General features: G+C 54.6%; 14 protein-coding genes. 12 read left to right on the forward strand and 2 right to left on the reverse strand.

Going from position 1 to position 15,677, the window contains the following annotated elements; translation table 11 throughout:
• Positions 1–33 precede the first annotated feature (33 nt).
• The 10 genes from BW950_RS01410 (at position 34) to BW950_RS01455 (ending at position 9,510) form a co-directional block, all read left to right on the forward strand.
• Positions 34–924 carry a carbohydrate ABC transporter permease gene (locus BW950_RS01410; protein WP_076487494.1) on the forward strand — a complete coding sequence of 297 codons (891 nt, stop codon included), beginning with the start codon at positions 34–36 and terminating at the stop codon, positions 922–924.
• Positions 914–1,813, forward strand: a complete 900-nt coding sequence (locus BW950_RS01415) for a carbohydrate ABC transporter permease (RefSeq protein WP_234968997.1) — start codon at positions 914–916, stop codon at positions 1,811–1,813. The genes BW950_RS01410 and BW950_RS01415 overlap by 11 nt, the downstream gene beginning before the upstream one ends.
• Positions 1,814–1,937: 124 nt before the next feature.
• On the forward strand, positions 1,938–2,813 hold the full coding sequence (locus BW950_RS01420; RefSeq protein ID WP_076487495.1) for a MurR/RpiR family transcriptional regulator: 876 nt from the start codon (positions 1,938–1,940) through the stop codon (positions 2,811–2,813).
• Positions 2,806–4,107 carry an ABC transporter substrate-binding protein gene (locus tag BW950_RS01425; RefSeq protein ID WP_076487496.1) on the forward strand — a complete coding sequence of 434 codons (1,302 nt, stop codon included), beginning with the start codon at positions 2,806–2,808 and terminating at the stop codon, positions 4,105–4,107. Before BW950_RS01420 ends, BW950_RS01425 begins: the two co-directional genes overlap by 8 nt.
• A gap of 96 nt (positions 4,108–4,203) precedes the next feature.
• On the forward strand, positions 4,204–5,070 hold the full coding sequence (locus BW950_RS01430) for a carbohydrate ABC transporter permease (RefSeq protein WP_234968998.1): 867 nt from the start codon (positions 4,204–4,206) through the stop codon (positions 5,068–5,070).
• Positions 5,060–5,905 carry a carbohydrate ABC transporter permease gene (locus BW950_RS01435; protein ID WP_076487498.1) on the forward strand — a complete coding sequence of 282 codons (846 nt, stop codon included), beginning with the start codon at positions 5,060–5,062 and terminating at the stop codon, positions 5,903–5,905. Before BW950_RS01430 ends, BW950_RS01435 begins: the two co-directional genes overlap by 11 nt.
• A gap of 77 nt (positions 5,906–5,982) precedes the next feature.
• Positions 5,983–6,378 (forward strand): hypothetical protein, encoded by a 396-nt coding sequence (locus BW950_RS01440; protein ID WP_143559083.1) that lies wholly within the window; start codon positions 5,983–5,985, stop codon positions 6,376–6,378.
• A gap of 28 nt (positions 6,379–6,406) precedes the next feature.
• Positions 6,407–7,054, forward strand: coding sequence for an HAD family hydrolase (locus BW950_RS01445; protein WP_083943628.1), 648 nt, complete (start codon positions 6,407–6,409; stop codon positions 7,052–7,054).
• 152 nt (positions 7,055–7,206) lie between these two features.
• On the forward strand, positions 7,207–8,055 hold the full coding sequence (locus BW950_RS01450; RefSeq protein ID WP_076487501.1) for a hypothetical protein: 849 nt from the start codon (positions 7,207–7,209) through the stop codon (positions 8,053–8,055).
• Positions 8,056–8,202: 147 nt separating this feature from the next.
• A complete protein-coding gene (locus tag BW950_RS01455; RefSeq protein WP_076487502.1) occupies positions 8,203–9,510 on the forward strand; it encodes a hypothetical protein in 1,308 nt (435 codons plus the stop codon).
• A 53-nt stretch (positions 9,511–9,563) separates the two neighbouring features.
• On the opposite strand, the gene BW950_RS01460 is transcribed toward BW950_RS01455, so the two are convergent.
• Both BW950_RS01460 and BW950_RS01465 read right to left on the reverse strand, forming a co-directional pair.
• The gene (locus BW950_RS01460; protein ID WP_076487503.1) at positions 9,564–11,477 is read right to left on the reverse strand and encodes a bifunctional 2',3'-cyclic-nucleotide 2'-phosphodiesterase/3'-nucleotidase; all 1,914 of its coding nucleotides are present in this window, start codon (positions 11,475–11,477) and stop codon (positions 9,564–9,566) included.
• A gap of 157 nt (positions 11,478–11,634) precedes the next feature.
• Positions 11,635–12,870 (reverse strand): ROK family transcriptional regulator, encoded by a 1,236-nt coding sequence (locus BW950_RS01465; RefSeq protein ID WP_076487504.1) that lies wholly within the window; start codon positions 12,868–12,870, stop codon positions 11,635–11,637.
• A gap of 144 nt (positions 12,871–13,014) precedes the next feature.
• Here BW950_RS01465 and BW950_RS01470 point away from each other — a divergent pair, with 144 nt between their 5' ends.
• Positions 13,015–14,061, forward strand: coding sequence for an ABC transporter substrate-binding protein (locus BW950_RS01470; RefSeq protein ID WP_083943629.1), 1,047 nt, complete (start codon positions 13,015–13,017; stop codon positions 14,059–14,061).
• Between the two features lie 98 nt (positions 14,062–14,159).
• Positions 14,160–15,674, forward strand: a complete 1,515-nt coding sequence (locus tag BW950_RS01475; RefSeq protein ID WP_076487505.1) for a sugar ABC transporter ATP-binding protein — start codon at positions 14,160–14,162, stop codon at positions 15,672–15,674.
• Positions 15,675–15,677 lie beyond the last annotated feature (3 nt).

Consider the following 15,677-nt stretch of genomic DNA (forward strand, 5'->3'; position numbering starts at 1 on the left):
GCCATCTTTACCTTCCAAAGAGGAGCTGTTGCCGTGGCCTTCACGTTTGCTTTCAAGCGATCCTATCATCCCTATTTGTATCTTCTACCCAGTGTAATTTTCCTTGTTCTCTTTACTTACTGGCCTGTGGTCTATTCTTTCGGGCTCAGTTTGTTCCGCCAGAGCGTCATATCGCCGGTCCCGGTTTTTGCAGGTTTCGGAAACTATCGCGATGCTTTTCAGGCTGATATTTTCTGGACCGTTGTGCGAAACACCCTCTTTTTTGTTCTGGGAACGATACCCGTGACCATGGTGATCTCTCTTATGATGGCCGTTCTGCTGAACGAAAATCTCGGTTGGCTTCGCAACGTCTATCGGGTTGCCATGTTTTATCCCACCATGATTCCCATGGCCGCCGCGGCCATGCTGGGGGTCTGGCTCTTCAACCCCGGGATTGGTCTCATAAACCACTATTTGGGCCGTCTGGGCATACCTCCCCGGCAGTGGCTCTACAGCATGGATTGGGCCTTGCCGGCTATCATGATCACGGCGGTTTGGAAGAATTTTGGCTATTTCATGATCATTTTTCTTGCAGGGCTCCAGAGCATCAGTACCGAGCTCTACGAAAGTGCTGATCTGGAGGGAGCCGGGTTTTTTCAGAAGCTCCGGCTGATCACGTTGCCCCTTCTCGGCCCCACGTCGATGTTTGTGGTGGTGGTGGGGGTGATTACCTCGTTCCAGGTCTTTGATCTGGTCTATGTGATGACCCAGGGAGGCCCCGCCGACCGGACAAACGTTATGGTCTACTACATTTATCAGTATGCTTTTCGGTTCTGGAATATTGGCCGCGCTGCCGCGCTGACCGTGCTCTTTCTGGTAGCCCTGATAGGGTTCATAGTTCTGCTGGTTCGCTCCATGGAGAAGAAGGTCCATTATGAAGTCTGATACTCGTCGAACGATTCAGGGTGATCAAAAGGGTGGAGTCTCTTCTGCAGCTCTGCCGGTGGTCACATTCCTTCGGAAAAAGAAGATATTTCTTCACGTGATTCTTATGGCAGTAGCGGGCATAACGATTGTTCCCTACTTGTGGGCTCTCTCGACATCGCTGAAGACACGGGCTGCGGTCTTCACCCCCGAACCCCAGTGGATACCGAATCCGCTGGTTCTGATAAACTACATGGAAGTGTTTAATATGGCTCCCTTTGGCCTTTATTTGGTTAACACCATCATTGTGGTGCTGGGGGTTCTGGCTGTTCAAATTTTTACGGTGACCACTGCTGCCTACGCCTTTTCACGTCTCACCTTCCGGGGAAGTAACATTCTCTTCGTGTTCTTTATCATCCAGATGATGCTCCCTGTTCATGCGATTATTGTTCCCAATTACCTCACTGTGCGACACTTGGGAGTTCTGAATACACGGCTTGCCATGATGCTGCCCTTTTTTGCATCAGGGTACGGGACCTTCCTTTTGCGCCAGGCCTTCCGGCAGGTTCCCCGGGATTTTGAAGATGCCGCGGTAATAGATGGGTGCTCGGGGCCGATGTTTATCGTGCGGGTTCTTATGCCCATGGCAAAGCCTACCTTCGTAGCTTTTGGCCTTATCAGCATTGTTACCCACTGGAATGACTTTTTCTGGCCCCTGGTTGTCACCGATACTCCGTCGGTACGCACTCTCACGCTGGGGCTCGCCATGTTTGTTCAGCAGGAGAGTGGTGCCGATTGGACCCTCCTTATGGCGGCTACCATTTTTGTTACGGCTCCCCTCCTGGTTCTTTTCGTGGTGTACCAGCGGAAGTTTATCGAGAGTTTCATGTCGGCCGGTCTGAAAGGATAGTCAGCGTGTCCGGGAAGGATGAGGCTGCAAGTAAGTAAGAGATTCTTATTTTTACCAGAGTTTTGAATTTAAGAGAATAAAAACGTTGTGAAGTAAAAAAAGATGGTGTATATTTACTTCTGTGATGTATCGAGTCGACTGGATGGAGCGGATCGAGCATGCCCGGGAACACCTGACACGCCTTGAGCAGAGTCTTCTGGACTTTGTGAACGGGAACCCGGAGAAGGCCGTGTTGCTCTCGCAGAAGGATTTCCTTCGCCAGGCTCAGGTAAGCAAGCCGATTCTGATCAACTTCTTCCGGAAGCTGGGCTATTCCGATTACCGAAGTTTTCAAGCGGGAGTGGAGCAGTTTTTTTCTACCCACATAGATTCTTTCCGGGCATCGCAAGACCTTCACAACCGGGTCAGAACCATTCCCGAGATGATCGACCAGGCGGTACATGTGGATATGCGAGCGATGGGGCGCCTCCTGGAGATTGTGCCGGAACAAACCCTTCGCGTCTTTGCTGAGAAAGTTTTTAGGGCAAGGACTGTGTATGTTGCGGGGATGGGCACGGGTTATTACCCGGCGCATTATCTTGCACAACGACTCCGGCGATACCGGATCGTGACCGTTCTGATTTCCCACGAGTCAGACCATTCTCCTGATGAGATCTATCCCCTTGGCAGTGAGGATGTTCTTGTAGCGTTCGGATATACCCGGGATGACAGCTGGCTCTTTCCCCTGCTTCGGCTTTGTCGGGAACGCGGAGCTCTGTCCTTTCTTGTTACTGCAACGATACACCCTGACTATGTGGGCTCCTGTTCACACTACGTCCATGTTCCCCGGGGGGAGGTTCGTTTCAAAAACTCCATGGCAGTGCCAATGGCTTTTTCGAACTTGCTTCTCCTGGCGTTTGAGGTGATTCACGGTGATCATGCTGAAGAACAGCTTCAACTGTTGGAAGAGACCCGGAGATCCTGGGTCAGAGAAACACGGCAAGGAGGAGATGATGAATGAACGCAAAGTTTTCTTTGTAGGGCTCGCAATGATGGTTCTCGCGGGCGTGGTCTACGCATCGGGAAACAGGGAGAAGACGCCAGGAGATGTAACGATTCAAGTGGCCTATCCCGTAGCGGTGGATGCGCCTATTTCGGATATTCTTGACCGCTACGCCCGGGAGTTCGAGGCAAAAAACCCCGGAGTAACGATCGAACCGGTTTATGCAGGAGGATACCCCGATATCCGGACCATGATTCAGACCACCATGGACGGCGGAGGGTCGCCACCGGCACTCTCGGTTCTTCTGGCAACAGATCTATTTGATCTTGCGAATGCCCGATATATCGAACCGATCACGGACCTGATCCAGGCCATGCCCGACGGACAGGCTTATCTGGAAGACTTTATCCCGGTTTTTCTCTCCAACTCCTACTACATGGACGAGATATGGAGTCTGCCCTTCCAGCGTAGCGCCGTCATGCTCTACTACAATGCGGATTTGCTGGAAGAGGCGGGAATAGAGGCTCCCTCGAATTGGGCGGAACTTGCAGAGGCCGCTCAGGCCCTTACCGTTCGGCAGAACGGAGAGGTTCTGCGTTGGGGTATTGAATGGCCTTCGTCGTGGCCCTACTGGCTCTTCCAACCACTTGCTATGGGGGCTGGGCAAAACATCGTCGGAGAAGGGGATGCCGAGGTGTTTTTCGACCATCCCGATGTAATAGCAGCAATCGAGTACTACAACAGTCTCTCTGACCGGTATCAGGCGACGCCCCGGGGCGTACAGGCTTCCTGGGGAAATGTTGTTCCCGGGTTTGTCGCTGGGGATTCAGCCATGATAGTGCATACCTCAGGAAGCCTTGCGCGAATCCTGAGTCAGGCTGACTTCTCTGTTGGTGTCACAGGAATTCCCGGCCGTGACGGAGGCCAGTTCAGTGTTCCCGGTGGCGGAAATCTCTACATCACCAGGGGGATCCCCGAGGCCCAAAGGCAGGCGGCCTTTGATTTTGCTGTCTTTCTCACCGAACCTGATCGGGTGGCAGATTTCAGTATAGCCACCGGTTATATCGCCCACCGAAATAGTGCTTTCGAAACACCCGCTCTTGGGGAGTATATCCGGCAGCATCCCCAGGCCGGGGAGGCTCGGCAGATTCTTGCCACGGCGGGGAAAGAGTTGTCGCTACAGAACCTTGGAGAGGTGCGGAATATTTTCCATAACTATCTGGAAGCTGCCTTTAATCGCCAGATGACGCCTGCCGAGGCCATGAGAGAGGCCCAGCGCGAGGCCGATGCTGCTCTGCGTGATTTTCGCTGAGTTTATCAATTGAGAAACGGCCAGCCCCTCAAAGGGGTTGGCCGAATCATGTGTCACAGGATCTTCACAGGAGACGTTATGCTCAGGGAAAGGCGTATGCCGTTGACACCCTATATGCTGATTTTGCCCACGCTGACCTTTGTTGTCATCTTCACTATCTATCCTACCATTGCGAGTGTGGTGGCCGCTTTCTTTCAGCATCGCCTGAACGTGCCCCGCTTTCGTGAGCCTCTGTTCTATGGTCTGGGGAACTACCGGGATCTTCTGGAGAGCTCCACTTTTCGGCTTATCCTGAGGAATACAATCGTTTACGTGCTGGTGCTGGTGCCGATGGTGGTAACAACAGCACTTGTCTTTGCCCTCTGGCTGAACAAGTACAAGGGTGCATTTTTCCGAATAGCGATCTTTCACCCTGCTATCTTGCCCATGGTTTCGGCTGCAACGATCTGGTTGTTTTTCTTTACCCCGGGCTACGGAATATTCAATCAGTTTCTTCGTTTCTTTGGATACACGGGGCCCCAGAACTGGATCGCAAACCCTCGAATGTCTCTGTGGGCTTTGCTGATTGTGCAGTTCTGGAAGGACTCAAGTTTTTTCATGATCTTTTTCCTTGCGGGGGTGCAAAATCTTCCTCGCGACGTCTATGAAGCGCTTCGAATCGAAGGGGTCGGGCCGGTTACGACGTTTTTCCGATTCACTCTGCCTCTGCTCAGGAGAACGAGTCTTTTTGTAACCACCGTCGCGGTGATCGGCGCTTTTCAGGCGGTGGACCATGTTTTTATTATGACCCAGGGCGGGCCGAGCAACAGCAGTAATCTATTGCTCTATCATCTCTGGCAGGTGAGGTTCGAGAGTCTGAATGTTGGCCGCTCCTCGGCGATTACGGTGTTACTGGTTCTGTTACTACTGCTCTTTACTTTGACAAACTTTTTTGCCAGCGAGAGGCGAACCCATGAGGTATAGTGCTGGAAGAAGACCGTTCCCGGTTCTGCGCATTCTGGGGCTCTGTGGGGGAGTTTTGCTCTGCTTCCTCTGGTTTGCTCCGCTGATCTGGTCCGTTGTGGCGAGTATGCGACCACCCCTGGAATCATTTTCGAGAGGGCGCGTATGGTTTGGTAGCCATCTCAGTCTTGATAATTTCGCTCGTGCCCTCGCTATTGCTCCCTTTCCGCTCTATTTCAGAAACACAATATATCTGGTCACGGTAATTCTTTCGGTTCAGCTGGTTACCAGTTCTCTGGCAGCCTTTGCTTTTGCCTTTTACCGGTTTCCGGGAAAAAATGTGTTTTTCACCATTATTCTCGCCCAGATGATGATTCCCACGGTGGCTCTGCTGGTTCCAAACTTTCAGACAATTCGAATACTGGGCCTGTACGACACGGTATGGGCCATGGCGATACCCTTTTGGGGAAGCGCTTTCGGAACGTTTCTTCTTCGCCAGGCCTTTCTGAGTATACCCCGTGATTACGGTGACGCTGCACTGGTTGATGGGTGCGGATGGTACCTGACGCTTCGCCTTGTCTATCTGCCCATGGCCACCTCGTCGCTGGTGGCTTTTTCAATCTCCTCAATCAACTGGCACTGGAATAGTTTGATCTGGCCCCTTATCGTCACGCAGTCAGACAGAACGCGGCCCCTCACGGCCGGTTTGGCGCGGTTTACCCAGCTTGGCGAGATAGGAGCCCAATGGGGCCTTATGTCGGCGGCAACGCTGATCGTTGCGATGCCTCTCTTCCTGGCTTTTTTGGTGTTTCAGCGGAAATTTCTCGAAGGCTTCATGAACTCGGGGTTGAAATGATAATTCAATGGAAATGGAATGATCCGGAACACATTGATGCCCACCGGCAGGACTTCTCGGAGCCCCCCGAAAGGGTGATGGATTGGTTGGTTGAAGAACACCTCTCTTCTATTTCTCCTGCCCACAGACAGGGATGGGTTCATGCCTCCTATGAATATCCGCGGTTTGCAGGAGTATCCGGTCTCAGGGAGGTTCCCCCTGACGGCTCTGCCTCTTTCTGGGGGTATCGAAACAAGAGGACTATCCCCTCACACCTTTGCGAGGGGGAGAAAAGCCTTACGAGAGAGATCTGTCTCTGGGGGTGGTGGGACTCTCCCTGTTTTGTTGTCCATACCCTCTACCCGGGAGCAAAAGCTCCCCGTGAGATACATGACCCGGACCTGACACTTCAGGAGATTGCCGGGGCCATAGAGTTCTGGAGGGTTCACGCTATTGTTGTAGAGAAAGGAGACTGGTCTGAATCTCACCATTGAGTACCTGAAGGGGATCGCGCCGAAGGACATGAGAGGGTCTGTAGCGATTTTTGATATCGATTCCACCATTATGGATACTGCCCCGAGAAACTTCAGAATTTTGAGAGAGGCCGCCGAGGAATATCCTGTCATTGCGCCTGCGGTGGACCAACTCTCTGTTGGCGACATGGGGTGGAATGTTCTCGATGCCCTGAAATCTTGTATGACCCTGTCAGAAGACCTGGCAAGAAAAATATCGCGTTTCTGGAGTGACCGGTTCTTTACGAACCACTATGCTCTGGAAGATGCTCCGTACCAGGGAGTTGCCGAGATACTCTGGTGGATACACCAGGAGGGATGCCTTCTGGTGTATCTTACTGGACGAGATGAACCGGGTATGTCCACAGGGACACGGCAATCTTTTGTTCAGGCCAATCTGCCGGCAGGAGAGGGGACTCGTTTTATTCTGAAGCCGGATTTTGAGACGCCTGATCTTGTTTTCAAGCGAAAAGCCCTGGAGAGTATCGGCAGAATGGGAACTGTCTGGGTGGCTGTGGAGAATGAGCCGGCCAACGCGAATCTCTTTGCCCAAATGTTTCCCGATGCGCGGGTTCTGCTGATCGATACAATCACGAGCCCGAATCCGGACGTTCCTGATCCGGCAGTAATACGGTTCTGTCGATACGGGCCGGTCTGATCCCCCCCGTTAGTCCTCATTTGCCCGGCCGTGCGGCCGGGTGGCTGGGCGGCAAAATTTGCATCCTCGCCAATCCTGTGCGAGACTGGGAGGAACGGGTGTCGCCTGTTTTGCGGCACAGCTGTTTCAAACGTAGTGCAGGGAGGAAGGCAATGGATATTCTGCAGAAAGAGTACGATCAGTTTGGCCCATGGGTACTGGTCATCAGGGAAGAGGAAGATATTCCCCAGCAGTTTTTGCGGGTAAAAGACGATATCGCCGCTGCCCGTTACGCGATCAAGATACCCATTAACGTAGAGCGGAGGAACCTTCGCAAGGGTATGCCTCTCTACAATACCCTCCTTGCCCTCACGGAGGAGGAGATCCTTCTCTTCCAGCGCACAAAGTACGCCGTGGACAAGACAGTGATCCCCTACGGAGACCTTCTCTATTTCCAGTACGGCCATAACCTGCTCCTGGGAGAACTCCTTCTGGCCACGGCCGATCACTTTGACTCGGTTATCTTTAATCCCGTGGAAATAGAGCCGCTGGAGGAGGTTCTGCGAATCATCCGCAGGAGCTTTGTGAACAACGATGTGACGGTGGACGTGAAAACCCTGCCCGAGAACAGGGATGAAAAATCCCACTTCTACGAATCGCTGGTACTGGCGGATTTTCGGGACGAAGAGGTGACTCCCGTGGAGTACCAACCCTACCGGGAGTACCGCTCTGAGGGGCGGAGAAAAAAGCAGGTTCTGCAGGATACCCTGTTTCTTGCAACAGCCCGGGAACTGGTGGTAATTAATCGGGACAAGCCCACCAAAAGTGAGGATGATGCCGATTACGGCTACCGCTACACCTTTATCCCCTACGACCGGATCACGGGAATAACCCTGGATCCCGACGAGGGAGACGAAAGCGTTCTGGATCTGTCCGTTCATTTCGGGGAGAGCCGGGTTGTCTTTCCCGTGGCGCCCGATTTTTCCCAGGAACGGCTCACGGCGCTTCTTGACCGCCTGTAACAGGCGGCATTTCCGGCTGCACCGGCCTGAGCAACAGCAGGGGAACGGGCGTGCTATCGGGGTTTTCCCGGTTTAGCACTTGCCTTTTTCCCTGTATCAATCATACTTCATTGTATGAATTCAATACGAAAAAATAGGGCCGCTCTGATGTTCACAGCGGCTCTGGTTGTCCTGGCAGGGGGGGCTTCCCGGGCAGATGCGCAGAGTGTAGATCCGGCTTTCATGGCTGACCTGCGGGAAGCTTTGCAGACCAATACCTACCTGCTCTCCACGGGAGTGCGGGCAACTCTTCCCAGCCGTTTGGGGCGCGATCTGATCGAGCGTTCCGAGGGGACCCGCATCGGGCTGATCGGCGGGATCTCGGCCAATGTCTACGAGCAGGACCAGACCGATGATGTCCAGCACGAAGAGGATGAGGCGGCCACCTCGTTCTTTGAGTTCCAGTTCTACGAGATCCCCCTGGGAAAGCATGTGGAGGTTACCGGCCTGGTGGGCTACTTCGGTGAACCCGATCACATGGAGGAGGATTTTGATAACTGGAACCTCTTCAGGCCGGTCAAAGACAGAATTCCGCCGCCCACGGGGATAAAGCTCAAGCTGGGCGATGACGAGGTAGAGTACTACCCCCTGGGTTCGGGGCGGGTCGTTCTGGAAGCCACCTTCTTCAACCACCTCCAGCTCGGGTTCGGCTACACCCAGTACGCCTACAAGATCGTCTCCCGTCCCGATGGAGGGACAGAGAGTGATGAGTTCCTCGATCTCTCGATCATGCACGTCTCGGCCAACCTGCGAAACCTGGGGGCACTGGTGGGTCTTTCTGAAGAGGGAGGCGGTTCGCTAGGGCTCTTTAACAAGGTCTCCTTCTCCGAGGACCAGGGGTACCTGGGGTCCGTTCACTTTGTCCCCACGGGGCTCATGATGCTCCCGGCGGTAGAGATCGCCGTCTTCCCCGAGCTGGACGACCTTTTTATCGGGACGCTCTTCCTGGAGACTCCCCCCACCTACCTGGGATCGCTCTCGTTAAAGCCCTCCTTTGCCAACAAAAGCACCTGGTTTGCCGAGGTGGATGTCTTTTATAACTTCTATAATCCTCTGTTGTGGTTCTACCGGGAGTTTCTTGCCGAGGAGGGCGAGGAGTTGCCTCCCCCCGATACGGCCCGGGAACGCCAACGCTTCTTGAGAGGGGAACCGGGGCATATTATTTCTGTCGGGGTCGGGCTCACCTATACCAACCTCTACCCCTACGGTATCCGGGGCGAGACCGACTACGATGGCCATATCAGCCCCTACTTCTCCATGAACGGAGCCTTCCGGTGGGCCGAGGGGCTCTATGGGTACGGAGAAATTTCCTTGCGCCAGGATACCCTGGACAGCGTTCCCAACATGCTGGGTCTCGATCAGGGGAAAGAGGGGGTGGTCTCGATGAACTTCGGGATCGGTTTGCATCTGCAGTAAGAAGCCGCAGGAATCCGGGGTGCTCCCCGGATTCCCTGGCAAGGCGGGACTCGTCAGAGCCGGGGAAGATCCACGGCGAAGACGGCCCAGCCCTCGCTGTCTTCCTCCACAAAGGAAAGACCCTGGAGGTTGTGGCGATCCACGTAGTCCACTGCCCGAGGTGAGGAACTGAAGTAAAGGGGGCCAGCTGTTTCCACGGGCTTGATACGCCAGTTCCGGGAGGGTTCGGGATTGATCACCTGGCGCTGGCTGATATAGTTGATAATCTGCTCCCGGTTGATATCGGTGGTGGCCATGAGGATATTCTCCTCTGTCATGTGAGGGAAACTTCCGCCGCCGGAACCCCGGTAATTGTTTGTTATCACCAGAAAGATCATCTCTTCGGCAAGCTCCGTTCCTTCAAAGGTTGCCGATACCACCCGTTTGCCTGCGGGTTTTGTCACATCCAGGAGATACTCGATTCCCTCGATCACGTCGAAGTTATAGGCGCGAAAATCGTAGTTCACCAGGTGCTGTGGTTCCGCCCTGGCGGGGTCGATCTGGTTGAAGTTCTCGGCAGAGCGCTCCAGCCAGTCCCGGACCTGGAGGCCGTTGAGCTTCGCCACGTAGACCGTGTTGGGAAAGACATAGAGATCGGTTACATCGCCGATGTTTACCTCTTGCGAGACCTGGGTGAAGTCCAGGGGGCCATTCCTGCCGGCGATAAAGGGAGCGGCCGCGCTGAGAATGGGGATGTCTTCCCATTCCGTGTCGGCAAAGATCTGTTGGGCATACCAGAGTTGGGCCTCGTTTACAATCTGCGTTACGGCCGTATCTTTCACGCGGGAGAAAAAGGAGGCGATCTCCCGTTCGGTCTCCCCGATGGGGGTGCGCACGTAGGTCAGGGTTTGCTCGTGCCGTTCCCGAACGATCTCCTCGATCAGGGGATGCGAGGCAACCTCTTCTGTGATGGGTCGAAGGTGGCTTTCACCGGAAACGACCTGCCACGAGCCGTTGCTGTGACGAAGGTTCAGCTCTATCACGCCGAGGTTTCGTCCCCAGGCGCCGGGCATCACCGAAGGAATTCCGTGAAGAAGACCGCGATCGTTGTCGATTTTCTCGGGGTGTTCCTCAGCGAGGCTGGCGAAATCTCCCGGAAAGCGGCGGTGCTGGTGTCCCAGAGCCATGGCGTCTATTCCCGGAACCTGGGCGAGCCACCAGGCGGCGTTTCCCCGGGCGCTATAGGAGTCTTCCGGGGCCGGATCTATTCCGGTGTGGGCCACGGCGATCACGATATCGGCCTTTTCGCGTACCTGGGGGACGATCTTTCTGGCCTGTTCTGCAATATCGGGAGCAATTATCTTCCCCTCCAGGTGGCGGCGGCCCCAGTCCATGATATGGGGAGGAACAAAGCCTATCACGCCGATCTTGATGGGGATGCCATCGATCTCGCGTTCCAGAATGACATAGGGGTCGGTGTAAAACTCTTCGGGATTATCGGCCCGCATGATATTTGCTGAAAGCCAGGGGAACTCTGAGCCCCCTTGGGCCCGTTCAAAGAAGTCCAGGCCGAAGTCGGTCAGCTCGTGGTTTCCCACGGTGGCGGCATCGTAGCCCATGGCGTTCATCGCCAGGATGATCGCCTGGGTCTCGTCGCCCTGCAGAGGCTGTACTTCCGCTTCCAGATCTCCCACGAGACTTCCCTGGATATCATCGCCTGCCGAGAAGAGAAGTGTGTTGGGGAATTCCTGACGGGCCGCCTCAACCAGAGTATAGATCTTGCTGAGGCCGATCGTCTCGTCGGGGCGGTCGTTGATGTAGTCGTAGGGCATGATGTACTGATGCAGGTCCGTGGTCGTGAGGACCGTCAGGGTATGCTCCGTATCGGGGCGTGTCTCCGGGGGCGTTCCGGCGCACCCCGTTGCCGCCAGGGCAAGGGCCACGGCCAGGGCCGTCATCAGGGACAGTAACGTTTTTTGTCTCCGCATGGTCAATTCCTCCTTATGAAATAGACAGGGATAGCTAAGAAAAGGTTTTCTTTGAGGCTAGGACTGTTTTTTGTTTCTGTCAAGGTTTTCACGGCTGGTTTTCACGGGAGCCTTTTCGGAGCACCCGCTTTCGGGGAGGGTCGTTTCGGAAAAGGAGTTATTCTGCCGGGAGCCGCCGGTCCAGGGTCTCCTGGAACCGGGCGAAGGAGAAGAGCTCGTCGATGATGAGAATTCCTGCTCCGGAGGGACCGCTCCGCGCCATGAGTTCGGAAAAGCGAATGGAAAGATCGATCGTGGCCAGGTGGGGTGAGCGCTTGACGATGGACTCCCTGATGGACGAGAGAAAGAGATTCCCCGAGTTTGCAACCCCGCCCCCGATATAGACCGCCCCGGGGTTGGCAAAGTTCACCAGCTTGGCCAGAACAGAGCCGATCTTGCGTCCGCTCTCCTGGATAATCCTGATCGAGGCCATGTCTCCGCGCTGGGCGCAATCACCCACATCCCGGGAGGTGATGCGGCTTTTTGACTGAAGGATATTCTCCAGCAGGGGGCTTTCGCCGGTCATGGCCGCCTCCAGTCCTTTGGAGGCGATAGCCGGAGCGGCTGCAATAGCCTCAAGACACCCCTGGTTTCCGCAGTGACAGAGACGGGTTTCTCCATCGATACCGATGTGGCCGATATCTCCAGCGCATCCCTTGGAACCCCGGTATATCTTCCCGTCCAGGATGAGACCCGAGCCAATGCCGGTTCCCACCTTCACAAAAATGAAGTCCTTCTCTTCCTGAGCCGCTCCGGAAAAGCCTTCTCCCAGGGCCATGACGTTTACGTCGTTATCTATCAGAACGGGACAGCCAAAATGCTCCTCGTAGACCTTTCTTAAGGGATACTGGTTCCAGAGGGGCAAGTTCGGAGGGGAATCAGAGGTTCCTTTCCGGAAATCCACAGGAAAGGGGAATCCGATACCGATTCCCCAAAGTTTGTCCCGGGGAATTGTTGCCTTCTGGAGCAACTCCTCGATTTTTTCCATGATGAATCGGTTTGTCGGTTCCGGTTCAATTACCGAGGTCATCTCCCAGGACCCTTCCACCAGGGTGGTCATGGCAATATTGAAAATATTGATCGTCAGGGCGTGGATGCCCAGGAGAACTCCCACAACGCAGCCCGAGTCAGCGGCAAGTTCCAGTCTGAGTTTGCGTCGGGCCTTCTCCCCCGTGCCGGGTGATTCCTCCCTGATGAGGCCCCGGGAAAGAAGCCGGTTGATCTGAAGTGAGACAGTTGATTTTGAGAGACCGGTTCTATTGACGATATCGGTTCTGTTGACGGGGCCCTCGGTGCGAATGATGTGAAAGATAAGCGCCACCGCCGACGGTGTCTGATAGTAAAGGCTCCTCATGGTAGCGATACTCTAAAGCCGTAATCAAGCTATGTCAAGGTTTGGTACTATTATGTTCGATTAGTGCACAAAAAAGATTGACGACAAGATTATTACGTCTTATAGTGAAGCATCATCGTTGGAATGTTGGATGAGGAGGTTTGGATGAAGATGAAAAGAGTTTTGGTTTTGGGTCTCCTTCTGGGGCTCTTGGTATCCGTTTTGGTCAGCGCCGCCGGCCGGGGAGAAGCCAAGTCTGAAGGGTTTGTCATTGGTGTGAGCAACCCCTGGGTAGGGAGTGAGTGGCGCACCCAGATGGTAGACCGGGTTCAGGAGGTCGCACAGCCCTATATTCGAGAGGGTTTCATTAAAGAAGTTGTTGTCCAGAGTTTTGATGTTCCCCTGGAGGGACAGATAGACCAGATCAGAAACCTGATCTCTCGCGGTGCCGATGTGATCCTGGTGAACCCGGCCGATGCCAACGCCCTGAACCCCGTCATTCGTGAAGCGGTCCAGCGGGGAATCATCGTGATCGCCACCGATACAGAGGTATCATCCCCCGATGCAATAAACGTGGCAATTGACCAGGCCGAGTGGGCACGGATCAGCGCCAGGTGGCTTGTGGACAAGCTTGGGGACCAGGGGAAGATTGTTGCTATCAACGGAATTTCCGGTCATCCCGCCAACACAGCCCGTGTCAGAGGATATACCGAGGTGTTTCGTGATGCTTCGGGGATCGAAATTCTCAACCAGGTGAATGCAGACTGGGACAACGCTCTGGGGCAGTCCACCATGCAGAACCTCCTTGCCACCTATCCCGACATCAACGGGGTCTGGGTCCAGGATGGCATGGCCGAGGGAGCGCTCCGGGCGATCCGTTCTGCCGGTCGGGACGATATCTACGTAACCGGTGAAGCTCGGGTGGGGTACCTCAACCTCTGGAAAGAGACGGGAATCGACGGGATTGGTGTTGCCAACCCTCCGGGATGTATGGCGTCTGCTCTGGAAGTTGCCGTTCAGCTCCTGAAGGGGCGCGAACTGAAGGATGGCGTCCTGTCAGGACCGTTCGGGAATACCCTTTATGTTCCCGTTCCGGTGGTGGTTACCAACCTGAACTTTGACACGGTCTACAACGAATACAAGGGATACCCCGACTACTACTCTGTGGACGGGCATATTACGCCGGCCCAGGCTGAGCAGTTCTTCAAGTAAGGTCTCCCGAATTATGCATCGGGAAGACGATCTATCGGGAAGACCCGTCTGATTGTGTGGATCTCCCCGCTTTGGCGGGGGATCCACAGGACAAGCACATGACATTATTGAGCGCACAATCAATCAAGAAGCGTTTTGGCGGGGTCACAGCCCTGAGTGGTGCCGACTTCGATCTGCGGTCCGGGGAGGTCCATGTCCTTCTCGGGTCCAACGGGTGCGGGAAGAGCACTCTCTGCAAGGTGATCTCCGGTGTGGTCCGGCCTGACTCCGGTACGGTTCGGGTGAAGGATCGTCTTTTGGAGGATATAACGCCGCGCCTTTCCCGGGAACGGGGGGTGGGTGTGGTCTACCAGGAACTCAGTCTGGTTCCGAGCCTCTCGGTGGCCCAGAATATTCTTTTGGGAATGGAGAAGGTTAACGGGCTGGGGATTCTCAGGGATACAAAAAACGAAGAGGCCCTGGAAGAAATCTTCTCGGAATTTCGTGATCTCTTTCCCCGGGGTTTCTCCCTGGAGACCATGGTTCATGCCCTTACTCCTGATCTCCAGCAGCTTGTGGAAATCATGAAGGTTCTTGCCAGGGACCCGGAAATTCTGATATTTGACGAGCCCACGGCGTCGCTTTCCAAAGAACAGATAGACCTGTTTTTCGGAATTCTGGATCGCCTCAAGGCGAAAGAAAAGGGAATCATTTTCATCAGCCACAAGTTGGAGGAGATCTTTCGGGTCGGTGACCGGATTACCATCATGCGGGGCGGCAAGCATGTGGGGTGTAGCACCATCTCCTCCATAACCCGCGACGAGATCGTGCATCTCATGGTGGGGGATATCTTTCAAAGCGAGTACCGAAAAAGTTCCCCCTACCGATCGGGGCGGGAGCTTCTGGGTGGACGCGGTTTGTCGGGACGTTCTATCAGGGAAATAGATTTTTCCCTGGGGCAGGGTGAGATCCTTGGTCTTGGGGGGCTTCAGGGGCAGGGCCAACGAGCGTTCCTTCTGACCCTTTTTGGTGTAGAGCCATTACACGAGGGAACGCTGGAACGGGAGGGGAGAGCGGTTTCCCTGAAATCTCCCAAACAGGCCATGAGGGAGTCCCTGGCGTATATCTCGGGAGACCGAAAAAAATACGGGGTTTTCCTCATCCGTTCCATCCTGGAAAACCTCTTTATTTCCAGGGTTATCCTGAACACAATGCCTCTTTTTCGCCGGAAAACTCTGAAAGGCTCTGCCGATTCGGTTATCCAGGATCTGGGGCTGGTCTACGATACGCTGGACAGACCTGTGAGCACCTTGAGCGGAGGAAACCAGCAAAAAGTTATCATCGGCAGGTGGCTTCTGAACAACCCTGCAGTCATCCTCATGGATGATCCCACCAAGGGTGTCGATGTGAAAACGAAAAAAGATCTCTACGAGCTGATGGAGCGAATGTGCCAGGCCGGGTGTTCGGTAATCTGGAACTCCTCGGATGATCAGGAGCTTTTGCAAAACGCCGACAGGGTGCTGGTTTTCCGCGAGGGGCGGGTGATCCGGGAGCTCTCCGGCAAGGATCTGAACGAGTCGACCCTGTACCGAGCTGCCCTGGGGGTGGACGATCCCGCCGAGGAAGGAAGGTAAATC

This window comes from Alkalispirochaeta americana (assembly GCF_900156105.1).
Taxonomy (GTDB): Bacteria; Spirochaetota; Spirochaetia; order DSM-27196; family Alkalispirochaetaceae; genus Alkalispirochaeta; species Alkalispirochaeta americana.

Coding starts and splice junctions, on each gene's coding strand:
- BW950_RS01415 (WP_234968997.1), top strand. CDS start 914: ATGAAGTCTGATACTCGTCGAACGATTCAGGGTGATCAAAAGGGTGGA.
- BW950_RS01420 (WP_076487495.1), top strand. CDS start 1,938: ATGTATCGAGTCGACTGGATGGAGCGGATCGAGCATGCCCGGGAACAC.
- BW950_RS01425 (WP_076487496.1), top strand. CDS start 2,806: ATGAATGAACGCAAAGTTTTCTTTGTAGGGCTCGCAATGATGGTTCTC.
- BW950_RS01430 (WP_234968998.1), top strand. CDS start 4,204: ATGCCGTTGACACCCTATATGCTGATTTTGCCCACGCTGACCTTTGTT.
- BW950_RS01435 (WP_076487498.1), top strand. CDS start 5,060: ATGAGGTATAGTGCTGGAAGAAGACCGTTCCCGGTTCTGCGCATTCTG.
- BW950_RS01440 (WP_143559083.1), top strand. CDS start 5,983: ATGGATTGGTTGGTTGAAGAACACCTCTCTTCTATTTCTCCTGCCCAC.
- BW950_RS01445 (WP_083943628.1), top strand. CDS start 6,407: ATGAGAGGGTCTGTAGCGATTTTTGATATCGATTCCACCATTATGGAT.
- BW950_RS01450 (WP_076487501.1), top strand. CDS start 7,207: ATGGATATTCTGCAGAAAGAGTACGATCAGTTTGGCCCATGGGTACTG.
- BW950_RS01455 (WP_076487502.1), top strand. CDS start 8,203: ATGTTCACAGCGGCTCTGGTTGTCCTGGCAGGGGGGGCTTCCCGGGCA.
- BW950_RS01460 (WP_076487503.1), bottom strand. CDS start 11,477: ATGCGGAGACAAAAAACGTTACTGTCCCTGATGACGGCCCTGGCCGTG.
- BW950_RS01465 (WP_076487504.1), bottom strand. CDS start 12,870: ATGAGGAGCCTTTACTATCAGACACCGTCGGCGGTGGCGCTTATCTTT.
- BW950_RS01470 (WP_083943629.1), top strand. CDS start 13,015: ATGAAGATGAAAAGAGTTTTGGTTTTGGGTCTCCTTCTGGGGCTCTTG.
- BW950_RS01475 (WP_076487505.1), top strand. CDS start 14,160: ATGACATTATTGAGCGCACAATCAATCAAGAAGCGTTTTGGCGGGGTC.